Origin of the sequence: Agromyces sp. GXQ0307 (assembly GCF_044769845.1) — a bacterium.
GTDB lineage: Bacteria > Actinomycetota > Actinomycetes > Actinomycetales > Microbacteriaceae > Agromyces.
Genome location: NZ_JBIZVY010000001.1, coordinates 850,955 through 870,805 on the forward strand (window position 1 = coordinate 850,955; position 19,851 = coordinate 870,805).

General features: G+C 73.0%; 13 protein-coding genes. 8 read left to right on the forward strand and 5 right to left on the reverse strand.

The features are described 5' to 3' along the window. Position 1 precedes the first annotated feature (1 nt). Both ACIQH8_RS03990 and ACIQH8_RS03995 read left to right on the forward strand, forming a co-directional pair. On the forward strand, positions 2 to 2,890 hold the full coding sequence (locus ACIQH8_RS03990) for an MMPL family transporter (RefSeq protein WP_400995059.1): 2,889 nt from the start codon (positions 2 to 4) through the stop codon (positions 2,888 to 2,890). Next, positions 2,887 to 4,752, forward strand: a complete 1,866-nt coding sequence (locus tag ACIQH8_RS03995; protein ID WP_400995061.1) for a YhgE/Pip domain-containing protein — start codon at positions 2,887 to 2,889, stop codon at positions 4,750 to 4,752. The genes ACIQH8_RS03990 and ACIQH8_RS03995 overlap by 4 nt, the downstream gene beginning before the upstream one ends. Before the next feature lie 60 nt (positions 4,753 to 4,812). Here ACIQH8_RS03995 and nhaA read toward each other — a convergent pair whose 3' ends face one another. Together nhaA and ACIQH8_RS04005 are read right to left on the reverse strand one after the other, a co-directional pair. Further along, complete coding sequence (nhaA, locus tag ACIQH8_RS04000; protein ID WP_400995063.1) at positions 4,813 to 6,681, reverse strand: Na+/H+ antiporter NhaA; 1,869 nt, start codon at positions 6,679 to 6,681, stop codon at positions 4,813 to 4,815. Positions 6,682 to 6,778: 97 nt separating this feature from the next. After that, a complete protein-coding gene (locus ACIQH8_RS04005; protein WP_400995065.1) occupies positions 6,779 to 9,274 on the reverse strand; it encodes an FAD-dependent oxidoreductase in 2,496 nt (831 codons plus the stop codon). Positions 9,275 to 9,424: 150 nt separating this feature from the next. Between ACIQH8_RS04005 and merB the strand changes: the two genes are divergently transcribed. After that, on the forward strand, positions 9,425 to 10,156 hold the full coding sequence (gene merB, locus ACIQH8_RS04010) for an organomercurial lyase (RefSeq protein WP_400995068.1): 732 nt from the start codon (positions 9,425 to 9,427) through the stop codon (positions 10,154 to 10,156). 97 nt (positions 10,157 to 10,253) lie between these two features. Beyond that, positions 10,254 to 11,315 carry a DUF2235 domain-containing protein gene (locus ACIQH8_RS04015; protein ID WP_400995071.1) on the forward strand — a complete coding sequence of 354 codons (1,062 nt, stop codon included), beginning with the start codon at positions 10,254 to 10,256 and terminating at the stop codon, positions 11,313 to 11,315. Between the two features lie 29 nt (positions 11,316 to 11,344). On the opposite strand, the gene ACIQH8_RS04020 is transcribed toward ACIQH8_RS04015, so the two are convergent. Together ACIQH8_RS04020 and ACIQH8_RS04025 are read right to left on the reverse strand one after the other, a co-directional pair. Beyond that, positions 11,345 to 12,646, reverse strand: coding sequence for a hypothetical protein (locus ACIQH8_RS04020; protein WP_400995074.1), 1,302 nt, complete (start codon positions 12,644 to 12,646; stop codon positions 11,345 to 11,347). Positions 12,647 to 12,649: 3 nt separating this feature from the next. Continuing rightward, on the reverse strand, positions 12,650 to 14,491 hold the full coding sequence (locus ACIQH8_RS04025) for a hypothetical protein (protein ID WP_400995077.1): 1,842 nt from the start codon (positions 14,489 to 14,491) through the stop codon (positions 12,650 to 12,652). A 146-nt stretch (positions 14,492 to 14,637) separates the two neighbouring features. On the opposite strand from ACIQH8_RS04025, the gene ACIQH8_RS04030 reads away from it, so the two are divergent. Then, the gene (locus tag ACIQH8_RS04030) at positions 14,638 to 16,521 is read left to right on the forward strand and encodes an MDR family MFS transporter (RefSeq protein ID WP_400995707.1); all 1,884 of its coding nucleotides are present in this window, start codon (positions 14,638 to 14,640) and stop codon (positions 16,519 to 16,521) included. A gap of 54 nt (positions 16,522 to 16,575) precedes the next feature. Here the strand turns inward: ACIQH8_RS04030 and ACIQH8_RS04035 are convergent, their stop codons facing one another. Further along, positions 16,576 to 17,499 carry an oxygenase MpaB family protein gene (locus tag ACIQH8_RS04035; protein WP_400995078.1) on the reverse strand — a complete coding sequence of 308 codons (924 nt, stop codon included), beginning with the start codon at positions 17,497 to 17,499 and terminating at the stop codon, positions 16,576 to 16,578. Positions 17,500 to 17,604: 105 nt separating this feature from the next. Between ACIQH8_RS04035 and ACIQH8_RS04040 the strand changes: the two genes are divergently transcribed. The 3 genes from ACIQH8_RS04040 to ACIQH8_RS04050 all read left to right on the forward strand — a co-directional run bounded on the left by ACIQH8_RS04040 (position 17,605) and on the right by ACIQH8_RS04050 (position 19,850). After that, positions 17,605 to 18,582, forward strand: a complete 978-nt coding sequence (locus ACIQH8_RS04040) for a calcium/sodium antiporter (protein WP_400995080.1) — start codon at positions 17,605 to 17,607, stop codon at positions 18,580 to 18,582. A 118-nt stretch (positions 18,583 to 18,700) separates the two neighbouring features. Beyond that, on the forward strand, positions 18,701 to 19,465 hold the full coding sequence (locus tag ACIQH8_RS04045) for a DUF6518 family protein (protein ID WP_400995082.1): 765 nt from the start codon (positions 18,701 to 18,703) through the stop codon (positions 19,463 to 19,465). 43 nt (positions 19,466 to 19,508) lie between these two features. Then, the gene (locus tag ACIQH8_RS04050; protein WP_400995085.1) at positions 19,509 to 19,850 is read left to right on the forward strand and encodes a CHY zinc finger protein; all 342 of its coding nucleotides are present in this window, start codon (positions 19,509 to 19,511) and stop codon (positions 19,848 to 19,850) included. The last annotated feature ends 1 nt before the right edge of the window (position 19,851 follow it).

Here is a 19,851-nt window from a genome sequence, read left to right on the forward strand (position 1 = left end):
CATGTCCTCGGCACTGCACGCGCTCGGGCGCTGGGCCTACCGTGCCCGGCTGCTCGTCGTGCTGCTCTGGGTCGGGATCCTCGCCGTGCTGTTCGGCCTCGCGGGCCTGCTCGGCACGGGCACGAACAACACGTACGCGTTCCCCGGCACCCAGTCGCAGGACGCGCTCGACTCGCTCGCGCGGACGTTCCCCCAGTTCTCGGGAACGTCGGCGCAGCTCATCGCGGTCGCACCGGACGACGGCGACGTCACGGATCCCGACTTCGAGTCCGCGGTCGAGGATGCGATCACGGCGCTCGGCGAGATCCCGCAGGTCTCAGGCGTCAGCTCGCCGTACGACGATTCGTCGTCGGCCGACATCTCCTCGGACTCCTCGGCCGTCCTGGTGACGATCCAGCTCACGGTGCAGACGGTCGACGTCCTCCCGGCGACCTCCGATGCCCTGCAGGCGGAAGGACGCACGCTGCAGGGGAACCTGCCCGACGGCTCGCAGGTGAGCGTCGGCGGCGCGCTGTACTCGCAGGTGAACCCGGGGATCGGGCTCAGCGAGCTGACCAGCGTGTTCATCGCCCTCGGCGTGCTGGTCATCACGTTCGGGTCGCTCGTCGCCGCCGGAATGCCGATCACGACCGCGCTCGTCGGCGTCGGCGCGGCGGTCGCCGTCGTGCTCACGGGGACGCGCTGGCTCACGGTGACCTCGACCGCACCGCTGCTGGCGGTCATGCTGGGCCTCGCCGTCGGCGTCGACTACTCGCTCTTCATCGTGTCGCGCCACCAGGACCAGGTGAAGCGCGGCATGCCGCCGGAGGAGTCCGCTCCGCGCGCCGTGGCCACGGCCGGGTCCGCCGTGATGTTCGCGGCCACGACCGTGATCATCGCGCTCCTCGGCCTGAGCGTCGCCCGCATCCCGTTCCTCACCATCACGGGCGTCAGCGCCGCGCTCGCCGTGGCGACCGCGGCACTCGTCGCGCTCACCCTCACGCCCGCGCTCCTCGCCTTCGCCCGCTGGCACGTCGTGCCGAAGCGCTTCCGTCCGGGGCACGAGGCGTCGGCAGAGCGGGCCGACGAGGACGGCGAACCCGAGGCAGCGGATGTCGGCGAGCCCACGGATGCGGTCGAGTCCACGGATGGCGCCGATGCCGCCGAGGTGGCCGACCCCGCCCGCGGCGACGAGCCGGCCGCCGCGAGGACCCCGCCCCGACCCGGCGGCGTCTTCGGCCACTGGGTGCGAGGCGCCATCCGCTGGCCCCCGGTCACCGTCGTGCTCATCACCGCGGTGCTCGCGCTCGCCGCCCTGCCGGCCGCGCACCTGCGACTCGCACTGCCCGACTCCGGGTCGCTGCCCGAAGGCGCGCCGGGCCGGGTCACGTACGACCTCATCGCCGAGCACTTCGGTGCGGGCGCCAACGGTCCGCTGATCCTCACGGGCTCGGTCATCCAGAGCACGGATCCGGTGACCCTCGTCGACGAGATCGCGGCCGACGTCGCCGACGTGCAGGGCGTCGCCGCGGTGCCGCTCGCGACGCCGAACGAGACCGGCGACACGGCGGTGATCCAGGTGATCCCCGACGGCGCGCCGGACTCCGAGGAGACGGAGCAACTCGTGCACCGGCTGCGCGCGATGCACGACGTCTTCCTCGAGGACTACGCCGTCGACCTCGCCGTGACCGGCTACACCGCGCTCGGCATCGACATCTCCGAACGGCTCGGCAGCGCGCTCCTGCCGTTCGGCCTGCTCGTCGTCGGACTCTCACTGGTGCTGCTGGCGATGGTGTTCCGCTCGATCGTGGTCCCGATCACCGCAGCGCTCGGCTACGTGCTCTCGATCGGCGCGGCCTTCGGCCTCACGAGCCTCGTGTTCGTCGACGGATTCCTCGCGGGTCCGCTGAACGTCGAGTCGGCCGGCGCGGTCACGAGCTTCATGCCGATCATCGTGATGGGCGTGCTGTTCGGGCTCGCGATGGACTACGAGGTGTTCCTCGTCAGCCGCATGCGCGAGGAGTACCTGAAGGGCGGCGAGCCGCGGCCGTCGATCGAGCGCGGATTCGTCGCCTCGGCTCGCGTGGTCACGGCCGCGGGCATCATCATGTTCACCGTCTTCGGCGGCTTCATCCTGAACGGCGAGGCCTCGATGCAGCCCATCGCGTTCGGCCTGGCGACCGGCGTCGCGATCGACGCGTTCATCGTGCGGATGACGCTGACGCCGGCGGTGCTCGCCTGGTTCGGGCGGCACGCCTGGTGGTTCCCGGCCGGGCTCGACCGAGTGCTCCCCCACTTCGACGTCGAGGGCGAGGGGCTCGCCCGCGAGGACGAGCTCGCCGACTGGCCGGAGCCGGGCGACGCGCACGCGATCGTCGGCGAGGGGGTCGCCGTGCGCCGCGAGCCGCGCCTCGTCGGCATCGACGTGCGCGTGCCGGCCGGCGGCGCGCTCGTGGTCGCGGGTGCGACGCCGGAGGAGCGCCGCGCGCTGCTGCTCGCCCTCACGGGCCGCCGCCCCGTCGTCGACGGCCGGCTCAAGTGCCTCGGGCTCGTGCTGCCGGTTCGGGCGCGCAGCGTCCGCGCCGACAGCGCGGTCGTCGAGATCGCGGGGCTCCGCGATCCAATCGCCGCCGTGGTGGATGCCGCGGCCGACGGCCCCCGGCTGCTCGCGATCGACGGGGTCGACCTCCTCGCCGACCCGACGGCCCGCGACGAGCTCCGCGAGGTGCTCACGGGCGCCGCAGGCGGCGCGGAACGTCGGACGGGACATCCGCTGACCCTGCTCGTCTCGTGCGAGCGCGCGGAAGCGGCGGAGGCCGTGCTGCCGACGGACATGGGCCGAACGGTGCTCGAGCCCGCGGCATCCGCCCGCACCGCGACGGAGGCCGCGGGAACGGGGGCGGTCACATGAGCGAGCCCACGTTCTCGTCGAACGAGGGTGCCGAACGACTCGGCGTCCTCGGGATCGTCGGCGTCCTGCTCCTGCCGCTCGCGATCGCGGGGCTGCTCGCATGGGGGCTCGCGGCGCCGGTCAGCGACTTCGACCGGGTCACGGCCGCGATCGTCAACGACGACGAGCCCGTGCAGCTGAACGGCCAGACCGTGCCCCTCGGCCGGGAGTTCGCGGCGGGCCTCATCGGCGGGATCGCCGGCGAGGGCGCGCCCGACGACCCCGGGCCCGACGCGACGGCGACGCCCGCACCGAGCGGACCCAACTTCACGTGGATCCTGACCAACGACGCCGACGCCGCGACCGGGCTGCGCGACGGGCGGTACGCGGCGGTGCTGACCATCCCGCCGTCGTTCTCGGCCGACGCGACCTCGATCTCCGGGCCGGCCGCGGATGCCGTGCACGCGACGCTGCACGTGCAGACGACACCCTCGTCGGCCTACCTCGACCCCGCGCTCACCGAGGTCATCACGCAGGCGGCCGTGGCGACCTTCAACGCCCAGCTCACCGAGCGCTACCTGGGGAACGTCTACCAGGGGTTCAACACGATCAACGAGCAGATCGGCCAGGCCGCCGACGGCGCCGCCGAACTCGCATCGGGCGCGTCGTCGCTCGCGAGCGGTGCGGGCTCGCTCGCGGCGGGCACGTCGCAGCTCGCGACCGGGCTCGACTCGCTCGACGCCGGAGCCGCCTCGCTCGCCGCCGGCCTCGCACAGCTCGACGCCTCGGTGCAGGCGCTGCCCTCGGACACCGCCCAGCTCGCGACGGGCTCGGCCCAGGTGGCCGGGGCGCTCGACGCGATCGCCGCAGCGCTGGACGGCGCGACCGCCGACGTCGCCCGGGTCGTCGACGACCTGTGCGCCGCCCGGCCCGGCGCGGTCTGCGATCGTGCGCGGACTGTGCTCGCACGCGTGCAGGCGGTCGACGGCGACATCGACGTGCTCGCCTCCGGGGCCGACCAGGTCGCCGCGGGCAACGCCGGGCTCGCCGCCGGGATGCCGGGTCTGGTGGCGGGCGCGGATGCGTCGGCGGCGGGCGCGAACGAGGTGGCGGCCGGTGCGGCGGAGAGCGCGGCGGGCGGCGGACAGGTGAACGCGGGCGCGCAGGAGGTGGCGTCGGGCGCCGACGAGACCGCGTCGGGCGCCGCGCAGCTCTCCGACGGGCTCGCCGAGGCGGTCGAGCAGATCCCCACGTACTCGGACTCCGACATCTCGACGCTCTCGTCGGTCGTCGCGCAACCGACCCGGACCGAAGTCGCGGTGCCCGCGAGCGGAACCCAGTCGGTACCGCTCTTCGCGACGTTCGCACTCTGGGTGGGCGCGATCGTGCTGGCGCTCGCCCGGCGCGCGGTGCCGCAGCGCCGGCTACTCACCTCCGCATCGACGGTCGCGATCACCGGGCGCTCGATCTGGCCCGGTGCGGCGCTCGGCGCGGGCCAGGGGCTCCTCGTCGGCCTCGCCCTGCAACCCGCCCTCGACGCCGATGTCGCCGCGCGAGTCGGCTTCGCCGCGGCCGCGGTCTTCATCGGCACGGTGTTCGCGCTCGTCAACCACGGACTCGCGGCGGGCTTCGGCGGCCCCGGCCGGACCGCGGCCGCGATCGCCGCGGTGATCGGCCTGGCCGCAGGGGTCTCCTCGACCGTGCCCGCCGTGATCGCGAGCACCGCCGACCTCGTCCCGACCGGTCCCGGCCACAGCCTCCTCCTCGCGGGCCTCGGCGTCGGATCGGGCTGGGGCGACCTCGTCGCGCTCGTCGTGTACGCCGCGATCGGCGCCGCGCTCGTGGTCCTGGGCGTCTCCCGGCACCGCACCGCTGCCGGCTGAGCCGGCGGTCGGCGTCCGGCGCCCGGCCGCGTCGCGCCGGCGGCCCGACGGCCCGGTCGGTCAGCGTTCGTCGGCGGTCTGGGGCGGCGGTGCCTCGACCGACGCCTCGAGCGAGCGGATGAGACTGCGCGAGTCCCACGGCCCGATGTGCCGTCGGCCGTTGACGAAGAACGTCGGCGTGGAGTGCAGGTCCATGAGCTCGGCGTCGATCTGGTCGTCCTCGACGCGACGCACGACCGCCGGCGATCGCAGGTCCTCGACGAACCTCGGGACGTCGAGGCCGAGCTCCTCCGCATACCGGCAGAGGTCGTCGGCCTCGAGCGCGTCCTGGTGCTGGAAGAGCGTGCGCGACATGTCGAGGAAGCGGCCCTGGAGCGCCGCGGCCTCGTAGGCCTGGGCGGCGAGCTTGGCATGCGGGTGCACGCCCTCGAGCGGCAGGTGCCGCCAGACCCAGCACACCTCGTCGCCGAACCGGCGGATCACCTGGTCGATGGAACCCGTCGCGCGGGAGCAGAACGGGCACTCGAAGTCACCGTATTCGACGATCTGGTACGGCGCGTCTGGGCGGCCTCGGTAGTGGTCGCGTTCGGGATCGAACGGCCTCGCGAGCACCTTGCCCACCGCCTGCGGGGGGCTCATCCGATCGGCGATCGCGAAGATCGCCCAGCCGAGCCCGAACGCGACGAGGGAGGCCGTGAGCACGCCCACCCGGCCGTGGTCCTGCGCCTCCCCGTCGGCGAGCGCGATGCCCACGATGAAGAGCGAGATCGTGAAGCCGATGCCCGAGAGCGCCGCGCCGCCCGCGACGCGCGGCATGCCCAGTCCGGGTGCGAGCTTGCCCAGCCCGGTGGCGCGGACGATCGCGGTCGCAGCGGTGATGCCCACGAACTTGCCCACGACGAGGCCGGCGATGATCGCCCACGTGAGCGGCGACGTGAACGCGGACGCGAGGGTCTCGGCGTCGAGGTGCACCCCGGCGTTCGCGAGCGCGAAGATCGGCAGCACGAGGAAGGCGATGTAGGGGCCCCACTCGGCCTGCAGCCGGTCGTTGATCGACAGCGATTCGCGGAGGCTGCGGTTCACGGCGGCCGCGTACTGGGCGCTGGGCGACTCTCGGAACGCGCGAGTGAGTTCCTCGGTGCGCTCGACCTCGCTGCGACGCGGCGGGAAGACGGGGATGAGGAGCGCCACCGCCACCCCGGCGAGCGTCGGATGGATGCCGGCCATGGCGATCGCGATCCAGAGCCCGACGCCGAGCACCCCGTAGGCGAGGCCGCGGCCCGCGCGAAGGTACCTGACGAGCGCGATGGCGACCATGAGCACGACGGCGACGGCGAGCGGCACGAGGTCGAGCCCCGTGTTGTAGAAGATGCCGATCGCGAGCAGCGCGCCGACGTCGTCGACGACGGCGAGCGTCAGGAGGAACGTTCGGAGCCGCGCCGGGAAGGGCGGACCGATGATGGCGAGGGCACCGAGCAGGAACGCCGTGTCGGTCGAGATCACGACGCCCCAAGCGCCGAGCTCGCCGGACGGGATCGCGATGACGACGAAGAGCAGCGCGGGGATCACGAGTCCGGCGATCGCTGCGACGATCGGGACGATGGCGCGCGATCGATCGGTGAGCTCGCCGATCGTGAACTCGCGCTTGACCTCGAGCCCCACGACGAAGAAGAACAGGGTCATGAGCCCGTCGTTCACCACGTCGTGCAGCGTTGCGTGCAGCTGCCACCCGCCGAGCCCGACCTCGAGCTCCGTCTCCCAGAACGCCTCGTAGGTCGAGCCCCACGGCGAGTTCGCCCAGAGGATGGCGAGCACCGTGCCCGTGAGCAGCAGTGCGGCCGCCGATCGGTCGCTCGATCCGCGGCGCAGGCGCACCTTCCGACGGGCGGCGCTCGTCGTGGTGTCGGGTGCGGAGGCTGGCGCACTCATGCGCCAATGCTAGGGGCGGATGGCCCGAACACGGGAGCACCCGGGGAACGCTCTCCGGACCCCGTTCGGGGGTGCCGGGTCCGCGACCGGTGGCGTCTCAGATGAAGAGCGTCGTCCCGGACTTCTCCGCCTCGCCGAGGAAGGTCGCGACGCCGCCGAACTCGATCCCGTCCATGAGGTCGGTCTCGGCGATGCCGAGGAGGTCCATCGTCATGGTGCAGGCGATGAGCCGGGCCCCGCCCGCGCGGGCTGCGGACATCAGCTCGGGCACCGACTGCACGTCGTGCTCCTTCATGACGTGCTTGATCATCGCGGGCCCGGCACCGGCCATGTTCATCTGCGAGAGCGGCAGCCGGTCGGGGCCGGAGGGCATCATCATGCCCATCATCCGCTCGAGTGCGCTGTGATCGCGCTTCGGCGCGTGGTCCCGCCGAAGCGCGTTGAGGCCCCAGAACGTGAAGAACATCGACACCTGCTGGCCCATCGCGAGGGCGCCGTTGGCGATGATGAACGCCGCGAGCATCTTGTCGAGATCGCCCGAGAACACGACGAACGAGGTCTGGTTCCTCCGCTCGGCGACGACGGTGGTTCCGGATGCCGCGGTGCCGCCCTTGCGGAAGGCCGCCACGAAGCCCGGTCCGTCGGGCGTCATCGACAGCACCTCGTGCCCGTGGCTCGCCGCCCAGGCGGGCCCGTCGCTGACGAAGCCCGGGTCGGAGACGCGCACGACGACCTCGTCGCCGGCGGCGAGCTCGCCCATGGTCGCCGAGAGGCGCATGATCGGGCCGGGACACGCGAGCCCCGTGCAGTCGAGGTCGACCGACCGCCCCGTGCCCTTGGTCGCGGCGATCAGGTCGACCGCCTCGGCGTAGGCGATCTCGGGCGGCGGGGCGACGGTCGACGCCGGCTCCACCTCGTGCCGGAAGCGGAACGTGTTCGACCCGCCCGACAGCGTCGCGACATCCGCGAAACCGCGCTGCACGAGCAGCCGGTGGGCGAGGTAGCTGCGGAACCCGACCGCGCAGTACAGGCGGACCGGGACCGACCGGTCCCAGTCCTCGCTCGCGGCGCGCAGCGTCGCGAGCGGCACGTTCTCGGCACCGGGGATGTGCCAGATGCCGAACTCCTCAGGTGTGCGCACGTCGACGAGCCGCGCGCCCTCGATCGCGGCCGGCCAGTCGCTCGCGTACCAGAGCACGAGGTCGCCCAGCAGCACGTTGCTCGCGACGAACCCCGCCATGTTGACGGGGTCCTTCGCCGAGCCGAACGGCGGTGCGTACGCGAGTTCGAGCTCCTCGAGATCGTGCACGGAGCCGCCGAGGCGGATGACCGTCGCCAGCACGTCGAGCCGCTTGTCGACGCCGTCGAATCCGGCGACCTGCGCGCCGAGGATCCGTCCGTCGCCCGGGGCGAACAGCAGCTTGAGGTGCATCTGCGCCGTGCCCGGGTAGTAGCCGGCGTGCCCGGAGGGGTGGATGTGGACCGCGCGGTACTCGATGCCCTCGGCCGCGAGCTGGCGTTCGGTGGCGCCGGTGCCGCCCGCGACCATGTCGAACACCTTCACGATCGAGGTGCCCTGGGTCGAGCGGTACTCGGTGTCGCGGCCGCAGATGTTCTCGGCGGCGACACGGGCCTCGCGGTTCGCGGGCCCGGCGAGCGGGGTGATCCACGACCCCGGGAGCACGGTGTGCGGGGTCTCGACGGCGTCGCCCGCCGCCCAGATCGACGGGTCCGACGTGCGCATGTGCGTGTCGACGCGGATGCCGCCGCGCGGGCCGAGCTCGAGTCCGGCATCCGCCGCGAGGCCCGCGTTCGGCCGGACGCCGGCTGACAGGATCACGAGGTCGGCGTCGACGAACCGGGTGTTCGTGAGCTCCACGGTGAGTCCGCCGCCGGTGCGTTCGGAGAACGCCGCCGCCCCGGTGGAGAGGAACAGTTCCACGCCGCGGCTGCGCAGGTGCTGCTCGACGGGCACCGAGACCTCCTTGTCGAGCGGCGGCAGGATCTGGTCGGCGAGCTCGACGATCGTCACCGACGCACCGCGGTGCCGGAGGTTCTCGGCCATCTCGACGCCGATGTACCCGGCGCCGATGACGACGGCCTTCACCGCCGCGCCCGTCCGGCCGGGGGCGGATGCCGCGGCCGCGAGCGCCTCGTCGAGCTGAGCCTTGATCTCGTCCATGTCGGTGACGTTCCGCAGCACGTGCACGCCGGGCAGGTCGATGCCGGGGAGCGGCGGCCGCAGCGGGTCGGCGCCCGGGCAGAGCGCGAGCCGGTCGTACGACTCGACGTACTCGCGTCCGGTCGCGGTCTCGCGAACGGTGACCGTCTTCGCGCCTCGATCGAGGGAGACGACCTCTGCGCCCACGCGCACGTCGATGGCGAGCGACTCGTGCAGGCTCTCGGGCGTCTGCAGCAGGAGGCGGCTGCGATCGGTGATGACCTCGCCGATGTGGTACGGCAGGCCGCAGTTCGCGAACGAGACGTAGTCGCCGCGCTCGAGCACCACGATCTCGGCGAACTCGTCGAGGCGGCGTGCACGTGCAGCGACCGAGGCTCCGCCCGCGACCCCTCCGACGACGACGATCTTCATGCTGGGCCCTTCCGTTCGTTCGGTGCCGGCGGCCCCGGTCGGCCGTCGCGCCCGATGCTAGGCGGCGTCGCGAGCGGGAGACGGGCCATCGGTCCCTCGACCCCGTTCGGGGGCCGCATGCGCGCGGCGCCCGGGCGTACCCTGCAACGGATGGACGCGCACGGAGTCGATGACGAACGCCGGGCCGCCGAAGCCGAGCGGGTCCGCCTGGCGGTGTACCGGGGCTTCGCGGCAGACGGCGGGGCGCCCTCGCGGGACGAGCTCGCGGCGATGGCGCAGACGGATGCCGCGGGCGTCGACCGTGCGCTCGCCACGCTCGCCGCGCAGCGCCACGTCGTGCTCGACGACCTCGGCCGGATCGTGATGGCGCACCCGTTCGCGAGCATCAACCTCGGGTTCTCGGTCATGGGCGACCGCACGCTCTGGTGGGGCGGCTGCGCGTGGGACTCGTTCGCGATCCCGAACCTCCTGCCCGACGTCGACGAGGTGCTCGTCGCGACCACGTGTCCGGCCTGCGGCACGGCGCACGCCTGGGTCGTCGACGCCGACGGCCCGCCGGCCGGCGACCAGGTCGCGCACTTCCTCGTGCCGACGGCGCACATCTGGGACGACGTGGTGCACACGTGCGGGCACCAGCGGATCTTCTGCGACGAGCGGTGCGTCGCCGAATGGCTCCGGGAGACCGGGAACGCGCGCGGATCCGTGTTCGACCTCGCCACCCTCTGGCGCCTGTCCGCGCACTGGTACGACGGCCGCCTCGGCTCCCCGTACGTGCGACGCGAGCCCTCCGAAGCGCGCGCGTACTTCGCGGAGGTCGGCCTCTCGGGCGCGTTCTGGGGACTCGGCGACGACGGGTCATCCGCCCGGCGCGTCACGGCGTGAGGACGCGCCCGCCGCGCCCTTCCGTGGGAGGCGCGCGCGGGAGTACCGTGACGATCGGGCGCAGCGGCGGGGGCCGGTCGTCCGGGGGGACGCGATCATGGCGCGGAATCTGGTGCTCTGCCTGGACGGGACGGCCGGCCAGGTGCGGGGCGACGCCGACTCGAACTGCGTGCGGCTCTACGAACTGCTCGATCTCACCGACGAGACGGTTCAGGTCGCGTACTACGACCCCGGCGTCGGCACGTTCGCCTCGCCGGGCGCGTGGACGCCCGTCGCCCGCGGGCTGTCGCGTCTCGGCGGGCTGATCTACGGGGCGGGCATGCGCGAGAACCTCGGCGAGGCGTACGCCTGGCTCATGCACAACTGGCGACCGAACGACCGGATCTTCGTGTTCGGGTTCAGCCGCGGCGCGTTCACGGCGCGCGCGCTGACCGGGATGCTCCGGCTCATCGGGCTCATGCGGCCGGGGTCGGAGAACCAGCTCCAGTACGCGGTCGCGAAGTACGCCCGCCGCGGCGGCGAGGCCAGGATCCCCTGGGACGAGATCCACCGCTTCTCGCGGCTGTTCGCCCAGCAGGTCGAGGGTCGCAGCACGATCCCGATCGAGTACCTCGGGCTGTGGGACACCGTGAAGGCCCTCGGCGTCGTCCGCGTCGCGCCCGACTGGCCCTACACGCGGCAGCTGCCGAACGCCCGGCACATCCGCCACGCGATCTCGATCGACGAGCGGCGGCGCCCGTTCCGGGAGTACGAGGTGCGCACGAAGGCTCCCGAGACGCTCGAGGAGGTCTGGTTCGCGGGCATCCACTCGGATGTCGGCGGCACCTTCGCCGACGACCCGAAGCTCTCGACCATCGCGCTGAAGTGGGTGCTCGAGGGGGCGATCGACCACGGCCTGAAGGTCGACGCGAAGCGCACGGCGACGGCCTTCGAGGGGTTCTCCCCCGCCCACGCCGCGGGAGCCGCGCACCGCAACGGGGCGGCCTGGAGCCTGCTCGTCCCGCGCCGCCGGCCGATCCCTCCCGGAGTCAGGGTGCACGCGAGCGTGCGCGACCGGATGTCGGCGACCGACTACCGACCGCGGCTGCCCGCCGATGCCACGTGGGTCGACCACGACTGGGCGACGCTCGGGCCGGGCCGGCTGCAGCCGGACGCGTAGTCGCAACGCCCTCCGCCCTCGCCTGCGGCTCAGGGGACGCGGAAGCGCACCTCGCTCCAGAGCCCGTCCGGACCGACCTCGACGTCGATTTCGCCGTCGGCCGCGGCGGCACCGGCCGCCGGGTCGTCCGCGCGGATCACGTGCGCGCCGCTCTCGTGCAGCGCCTCGAGGATCTCCGACTTCGGGATGCTGTCCTGCCAGGCCTTCACCGTGCCGACCGGCACCATCGCCACGCCGCCGGCGTGGACGAGCTCGTGCGCCACGGGCTTCGGCGTCGCGTTGTGGGAGCCGTGGTGGCCGACCTTGTAGAACGCCGCGCCGGTCACGAGCGCCCGCGACTCGGGATCGCCCAGCACGTGCTCCCACGCGCCCTGCTGGGAGTCGCCGACGAAGACGAACCGAGTCCCGCGGACGTCGAGCACGAAGAAGAGGCTCGTGTTGTTGACGGAGCGTTCGAGGACGGATGCCGCGCGCAGCAGGGCTTCCTCGTCGAGTGCGAGCCCGCCGAGGCGCATCGCGTCCCGCGCGCGCACGAGCTGGATCGGGATCCGAGCCGACACCTCATCGCGCGGCACCTCGTACATGCGGTCGAAGAGGTCGAACTCGTCGTCGCGCCCGCTCTCGGCGGCCGCCTCCTCCAGCCAGTGCACGGCCGCGGGCGGGTCCATGCGCTTCAGGTCCTCCGGATCGCGACTCGGACCGAGCACGTGCACGACCGCTCCCTCGACGGGGAGCGCGACGCGGTTCTCGGCCGCATCGCGCCGCGGAAGGAACCGCACGTCGTGGTGCTCGACGCCGCCCTTGAACCCGCCGTCGACGAGCCGCGTCGCCGCCGCGAGGTTCGGGCCGGAGTTCACGGCGAAGTCCATCGCGAGCGCCATCGACCGACCGAGCGATTCGACCGGGCGCCCGCCCGCCGCCTGCTCGACGAGCCCCTGCAGCGCGGTGGCGGCGGCCGTGAGCCCGTCGCGCAGGCCCATCGCGTCGGGATCGCGTTCGTCCTCGACGAAGGGCACCCACACCTGCCCCACCTCGACGGCGGCCCAGGCGTCGTCGGCGAACCCGGAGACGTGGTCGGAGTGCCGGTGGGTCGCGGCGACGACGTCGAGCCTCGGGACCCCGTCGGCGCTCTCGGCGGTCAGCTGCGCGATGACGGCGTCGACGACGTCGCCGATCTTCCGCGGCACGTCGTCGACCCGGGCCCGGCCGTGGCTGTGCACGCCGCAGTCGACGAGCATGCGCCAGGCCGCCCCGTCGTCGGCCACGGTGACCAGGAAGCAGTCGCCGAAGCCCGGGTTGTACATCCGGATCGTGACGGTCGCCTCGGACATGGCTCAGCCCTCCTCCGGTCCGTGCAGGCTCGCGAACGTCAGCCGCCCGACGGCGGGCTCGTCGAGCCAGATCGCGAGCGGGTCGCCGTCCTCGACCTCGCCGAACCACTCGCGGATCTCCGCGAACCGCGCGACGCCGGCCGCGTGCTGCTCGCGACCCTGCGTCCGGAGCGGCTCCGGCAGCTTCGCGATCGCCTCGGGTCGCGTGAACGGCAGCGGCTTCGGCACGAGCCACGCGACCCGTCCGTCGACGTTCGCGATCACGGTGCAGGCCGCGTGGATCCGCGTCCGCGTGTCGCGGTCGGGACCGGACTCGAGGTCTTCGCGGCGCTGCACGATCTGGATGAAGATCCTCGGGTGCGGCTGCCCGTCGGCCGCGATCTGGAATCCGACGTGCATGCCGAGCACCCGGATCCGCCCGGCGTCGGGGTCGAGGCCGAGTTCGACGGCGTGTGCCTTCGCCCAGTTCACGGTCTGCGCGTACACCGCCCGCGAGCGCTCACGCGCGGCGTTGCCGGCGGCGGTGACCGAGGAGGCAGAGGGGTCGAGCTTGATCGTCGAGTCGAGGATCAGCTGCCCGAGGTCGACCGTCGCCTCGCCGCTCGTGAGGCTGAGCGGCGCGGTCGGCGCCCGCCAGAGCAGCGCCTGGTCGGCGAGCGACACGACGCCGGGCGGGAAGATCCCGCGACGCCGCAGCGCCTCGACGAGGTGACCGCGGAGGTGGATGCTGTCGTCGGGGAAGAGGTCGCGGTCGGCGGTGATCACGGCCCGCACGACGTCGCCGAACGTCACGTCGACGGCGGGCAGGTAGTCGAAGCCGCGGACGACCATGCCGAGGATCCGGTCGGCGTTCTTGACGGCCTCCGCCGCGATGCGGTGCACGAGGTCGGGCGAGAGCTCGCCGTCGGCGAGGACGCCGGAGCCCCCGGTGGCGAGCCTGCGGAGGTCGGCGATCCGCGAGCGGTAGGTCGCGAGGTAGGCGTCGAACACCGCCGCCACGAAGATCGCCCCGCGCCGGTGCGGCTCGCGTGCGGCCCGGAAGTCGGCCGGGTCGGGCGCGGATCCGACCGCGGAGCGCAGGGGGCCGCCCCGCCCGGTCGAGCGCCCGAACTCGTCGGCGAGCGAGAGCAGCGCCGCGGCATCCGCCAGCTCGCTCCGCGAGCCGGCCACGAAGTCCTCGACGATGTCGGTGAACAGGAAGTGGTGGAACAGCGCGACCAGGTCGGCGAACGCCTCGTGGAACGCGAACACGTCGGAGTTCGTCGCGATCGTGAACATCGGGCGCATCCGGTGGACGATCGCGTGCGTGACCTCGTGGGCGATGATGTCGACCGACAGGCACGTGAACATGAGCTGGTGGGGCAGGCTCGCCTGCGTGTCGGAGTCGTCGGCCCGGTAGTACCCGAACAGCACCGCGCGACGCTCGGGGTCGAAGTACGCGTTGCGGCCGTAGAACGCGTGGGGCACGAGGCGGAGGCGGTCGTCGCCGCGCCAGCGGAAGCGCCGCCCGGTGAAGCGTTCGAAGCGCTCGATGACGCTCATGGTGATCGCGTAGACGATCTGCTGGTGCGATCGCGGATCGCTCTCCGACGGCCGCAGCCCGTCCTGCGCGAGGACGGGCGGATCGTCGAGGTCCACCGGGTGGTACCAGCGGCGCCGGGTGGCGTCGTAGTCGACGACCTGGACGAGTTCGCCGTCCGGGCCGGGCCGGAGGCCGGTCTCGAACGGGATGTCGACCGTGAGGAACTGGCCGCTGAGCCGTGAACTCATCGGATCGAACGCGAACGCGCGCAGGAGGCGGCGATCGGGTGCCTGGACGGCGGGCACGTTGTGGGTGGAGAGCATCGCGGGCCTCCTCGAGCGGCTGGAACGCATGCTGCTGCCGTGCAAGGCCGAAACTAGCGATCCGCGACCGCCCCGGCAACAGTGCGGACCCTGAGGTCTAGCATCGACCTGTCATGACGAATCCAGCACCGGCGTCCACGCCGCTGATGTCGCACAGGCAGATCCTCTTCGTGATCTTCGGCCTGATGGCGGGCATGTTCCTCTCGGCCCTCGACCAGACGGTCGTCGGCACCGCGATCCGCACCATCGGCGACGACCTCAACGGCCTCAGCCAGCAGGCGTGGGTGACCACGGCGTACCTGATCCTCTCGACGATCTCGACGCCGATCTACGGCAAGCTGTCCGACATCTTCGGGCGGCGTCCGCTCTTCATCGCCGCGATCGTGATCTTCATGGTCGGCTCGCTCCTCGCGACGTTCTCGACCTCGATGCTCGAACTGGCGGCGTTCCGCGCCATCCAGGGCCTCGGCGCGGGCGGGCTCATGTCGATGCCGCTCGCGATCATGGGCGACATGCTCGCCCCGCGCGAGCGCGCGCGATACCAGGGCTACTTCCTCGCCGTGTTCGGGATCTCGAGCCTCATCGGCCCGCTCGTCGGCGGCCTGTTCGCCGGTGCGGAGGAGATCCTGGGCATCGCCGGATGGCGCTGGGTGTTCCTCGTCAACGTGCCGATCGGCATCGTGGCGCTCGCCATCGTGCTGCGCTTCCTGCACCTGCCGACGCACGCACGCTCGGGCGTCCGGATCGACTGGTGGGGCGCGGCAACGATCATCGTCGGGCTGGTGCCGCTGCTCCTCGTCGCGGAGGAGGGCCGCGAGTGGGGCTGGACCAGCCCGCTCGCGCTCGCCTGCTACACCGTCGGCGTGGCCGGACTCGTCGCGTTCGTGTTCGTCGAGCGCGCCATGGGCGACGACGCGCTCATCCCGCTGAAGCTCTTCCGCTCGAGCACGTTCTCGATGGCCACCGTCATCGGCGTGTTCGTCGGCTTCGGCATGTTCGGTGCGATGCTCACGATCCCGCTCTACCTTCAGCTCGTGTTCGGCTCGACGCCGACCGAGAGCGGCTTCCAGATGCTCCCGATGATCCTCGGCCTCATGACCGCCTCGATCCTCAGCGGCCAGATCATCGCGCGCACCGGCCACTATCGGATCTTCCCGATCCTCGGCACGGCGATGCTCGCGGCCGGCTTCCTCGACCTCATGACGCTCGAGTACGACTCGTCGTACTGGGTCATGGCCGGCGCGATGGTGCTCATCGGCCTCGGCCTCGGCCAGCTCATGCAGACGCTCACCATCGCGAGCCAGAACTCGGTGGGCCTCCGCGACATGGGCGTCGCGACGAGCGCGTCGACGTTCTTCCGCCAGATCGGCGGCACCGCGGGCACGGCCGTGCTGCTCTCGCTGCTCTTCACCCTCATGCCATCGAACGTCACGGGCTCGTTCGCCGACGAGGGCACCCTCTCCGACGCGCTCGACGCCGCCCTCGATCCGACGGTCGCCGAGGCGCCCGCGAACGAGGAGATCATGGCGACGATCTACACGCCGATCGTGGAGCCGATCATCGCGAACCTGCCGCCGCAGGTCGACCTCACCGACGACGCGGCGCGCCAGCAGGTCGTCGAGCAGGCGCTCCCCGCCGTGCAGCAGGCCTTCGACGAGGCGCAGGCCGGCGAGGGCGAGGATGCCTCGGTCGGCGCGAGCGCCCTCGACGACACGTCGTTCCTCACCGGCGCCGACCCGCGGCTGACCAAGCCCTTCCTCGTGGCGTTCAACGAGTCCGCCGTGCAGGTGTACTCGGTCGCGCTGGTCGTCGTGCTCATCGCGTTCGTGCTGTCGCTGTTCTTCCGCACGCCGCCGCTCCGCGCGAAGTCGGCGCTCCAGGAGGCGGCGGACGAACGGGCGACGGCGGCGGCCTCGAGCGAGACCGACGAGCGCGCGGACACGGGCGTCATCGCCACGCTCGCAGCGCAGGAGGCGGGAGCGCTGGTCGAACCGGGTGGTGATCCGAGCCGCCACGAGCGGAGCACCTGACGGGTGGACCACCCGGCGGGTGGACCATCCGTCAGGTGCACCACGTGGCGTCGGCTACGCGGACGGCGCCGACTCGGCCGCGCCCGCGAGCCGTGCCAGGCGCGCCCGCGCGTTCTGCTCGCTCGGCGACATCCGACCGAACCTCCGCACCCCGATCGCGAGCACGATCCGCGTGAGCGTGATCGCCGGCCACCACGGTCGCCGCAGGCCGAGCAGGGCGCGCTCCCGCGGACCCAGCGACGCGACCGCACCGCCGAAGAGGATCGGGTAGATCCGGCCCACGACGCCCGGCAGGCCCGGCCGGCGGATGAAGCGCACCGCCTCGGCGACGCGTTCGTCGGGTCGGGCGTCGGCGAGGAAGCCGTCGAGTTCCGCGCGGAGCCCGGCGAGCGAGGTCGGCGGCTCGCGCACGCCCATGAGGCGCCCGACCTCGGCCCACTCGCGCACGTACGCGTCGGCGCCGCCCGGGATCGGTCCGCCCCAGCGCTCGTGTGCGCCGATGAACGCCTCGGTGAACGCGTCGTGCACCCAGCGCAGCAGGTCCTCGTCGTTGGCGGCGTACGGGCGCACCTCGCCACGGGCATCGACGTACGTCCCGGTCACGCGTTCGTGCAGGCGGGACACCGCGGCGCACGCACCCGCCGCGGCCGCCCGGTCGCCGAACGTCGTCGTCGCGACCCAGCGCACCGTGCCGTCGAGCCGGCCGAGCGGGTCCTCGCGGTAGCGGGAGTGGTCGTGCACGCCCGCCATGGCACCCGGATGGAGCGTCTGCAGCAGGAGCGCGCGGACGCCCGCCACGAGCGTCGGCAGGGCGCCGTTCACCGCCCACACGGCGCTGCCAGGGCCGAAGAGGCCCGCGTCGTCGCCCTCGGCGAGCGCGCGGGTCCACGCGGGCGGCTCATCGTCGCGACGCCGCAGCGGGCTCCACCGGGGACGGCCCGCGCCGTCCCCGGCGCCGTCGCGTCCTGCCCCGGCCATGCTTCCGACGGTAGGCGGTCGCGCCGCCCGCGCACCTGCGGATTCGCTGCGAATGGCCCTACTGTCGAACGACGGATCGACGACCGGCGCGGCGGAGGGAGCGGGATGTCCGGAGGCTGGCTGCTCGTCGTGGGCCTCGTCGCGCTCGTCGGCGGGGCAGAACTCCTCGTCCGCGGCGGCACGCGTCTCGCCGCCCGGCTCGGCGTCTCGCCGATGGTCATCGGCGTGACGATCGTCTCGCTCGGCACGAGCGCGCCGGAGCTCGCGATCGGCATCGACGCCGCGCTCCAGGGCACCGGCTCCCTCGCGCTCGGCAACATCGTCGGCACGAACACGTTGAACGTGCTGCTCATCCTCGGCATCGCCGCGCTCATCCGCCCCCTCACGCTGCGCTCGCACGCGATCCGGCTCGACCTTCCGGCGATGGTCGTCGCCGCGGTGACGCTGCTCCTGCTCTGCGCCGACGGCGTCGTCACGCGCTTCGACGGCGCGCTGCTCATCGTGCTCGGCGCCGCCTACACGGCCCTCATCGTCCGCGCCGCGCACCGCGAGGGCCTCGCGGCCCGTGCCGAGTTCGCGCGCGAGTTCGGCGAGCCGCGTGCCCGCGTCGCCGCGGCCCGCCGCCACGCCGCGCGCGATGCCGTGCAACTGGTGGCCGGCATCGGCATCGTGGTCGTCGGTGCCGACTGGCTCGTCGACGGCGCGGTCGCGCTCGCGGAGGGGTTCGGCATCCCGGTGTCGGTGATCGGTCTCACGATCGTCGCGATCGGCACGTCGTCGCCCGAGCTCGTCACGGCGATCGTCGCGACCATCCGCCGGGAGCGCGACATCGCCGTCGGAAACCTGCTCGGCAGCAGCGTCTTCAACATCCTGTTCATCTTCGGCATCACGAGCCTCATCCCCGCCGACGGCATCCCGGTCGACCAGGGCATCCTGACCGTGGACCTGCCGGTCATGGTCGCGGCGACGCTCGCGTGCATCCCGGTCTTCCTCACCGGACGGCGGATGCAGCGCGTCGAGGGCGCCGCGTTCGTCGTCGCCTACCTCGCGTACCTCACGAGCCTGCTCGTGCTGCGCGCGTGAGCGGGCGGGCCGCGCGCGGTGTACGCGCGGCGACGTCGGTCACGGTGCGGTCACGACCTCCTGCGAGTCAGCCGAGCGGATGACGCGGTCCCCGTGCTTCGCGTCTAGCGTGCGGTGCATGGCACGAGGCACGGGTCGGGCACCCGCACCGGGTGGGGTCGTCGCAGGTGCGCCCGGCCCGGGGGCGTCCGGCGACGGCGCCACTTGGGCCGGTGCGACGCCCCCCGATCCGCACGCCGCGGCGGCAGCTCCCGCCTCCCTCCGTGCGCCGCGGCACCCGTGGTTCTCGGCCGCGGGTCGGATCCTGCTCGTCGCCGCCATCGCGTTCGTGCTCGGCGGACTCACCTCGTGGGGCCAGCTGCTGCTCCCGCCCGAGACGGCGTCGCTGGCGAACTCGGCAGGCGGGTGGACGATCCCGACCGCCATCCTCGTGCTCCTGCTCGCGCGCGGGTATCCCGAGGCCGCGATCGCGGGCGGCGCGGGCTTCGTCGCGCTGACGCTCGGCTACGCCGTGGCATCCGGATGGCGCGGCATCGCGTTCGACCCGACGACCTGGGTGATCATCGGCGCGATCACCGGGCCGGTCATCGGATGCGCGGCGCACGCGCTCCGACGCCGGGGGATGCAGCTCGCGCTCGGCACCTCGGTGCTCGCCGGGGTGCTCATCGGAGAGGGCGTGTACGGGCTCACGGTCGTCGCCGACACGACGAGCGCCGTCTGGTGGTGGTTCCAGATCGCGGCGGGTTCGGTCCTGCTCGTCGTCGGGGCGCTGCGCGTGCGCCCGTGGGGCCTGGCACTCGTCGCGCTCACGGGCACGGTGCTCGTCGCCGGCCTGTTCTGGTCGGCGTTCGTGCTGCTGCCGATCCTGGTGTTCCGCGGCTGAGCCCGTGCCGTTCCGGCGATGCGCCGTCGGCGATGATGGAGGCATGACGCACGAGTCCCCGTCCGCACGGCCGCGCGTGCTCGGCGCGGTCGTCGACGACGAGACGCGCTGCGTGCACTACCGCACCGAGGTCGACATCGTCGCCATCCGCTTCGCCTGCTGCGGCGAGTACTACCCCTGCCACCGCTGCCACGAGGAGGCCGCCGGGCACCCGGCTCGGCAGTGGCCGATCGCCGAGCGCGACGCCCGCGCCGTCCTGTGCGGCGCCTGCGGTGCCGAGCTCCCGATCGCGACCTACGTCGACGTCGACGCGTGCCCCGAGTGCGGCGCCGCGTTCAACCCACGGTGCCGCCTGCACGCGCACCTGTATTTCGAGCCGGCCTGAC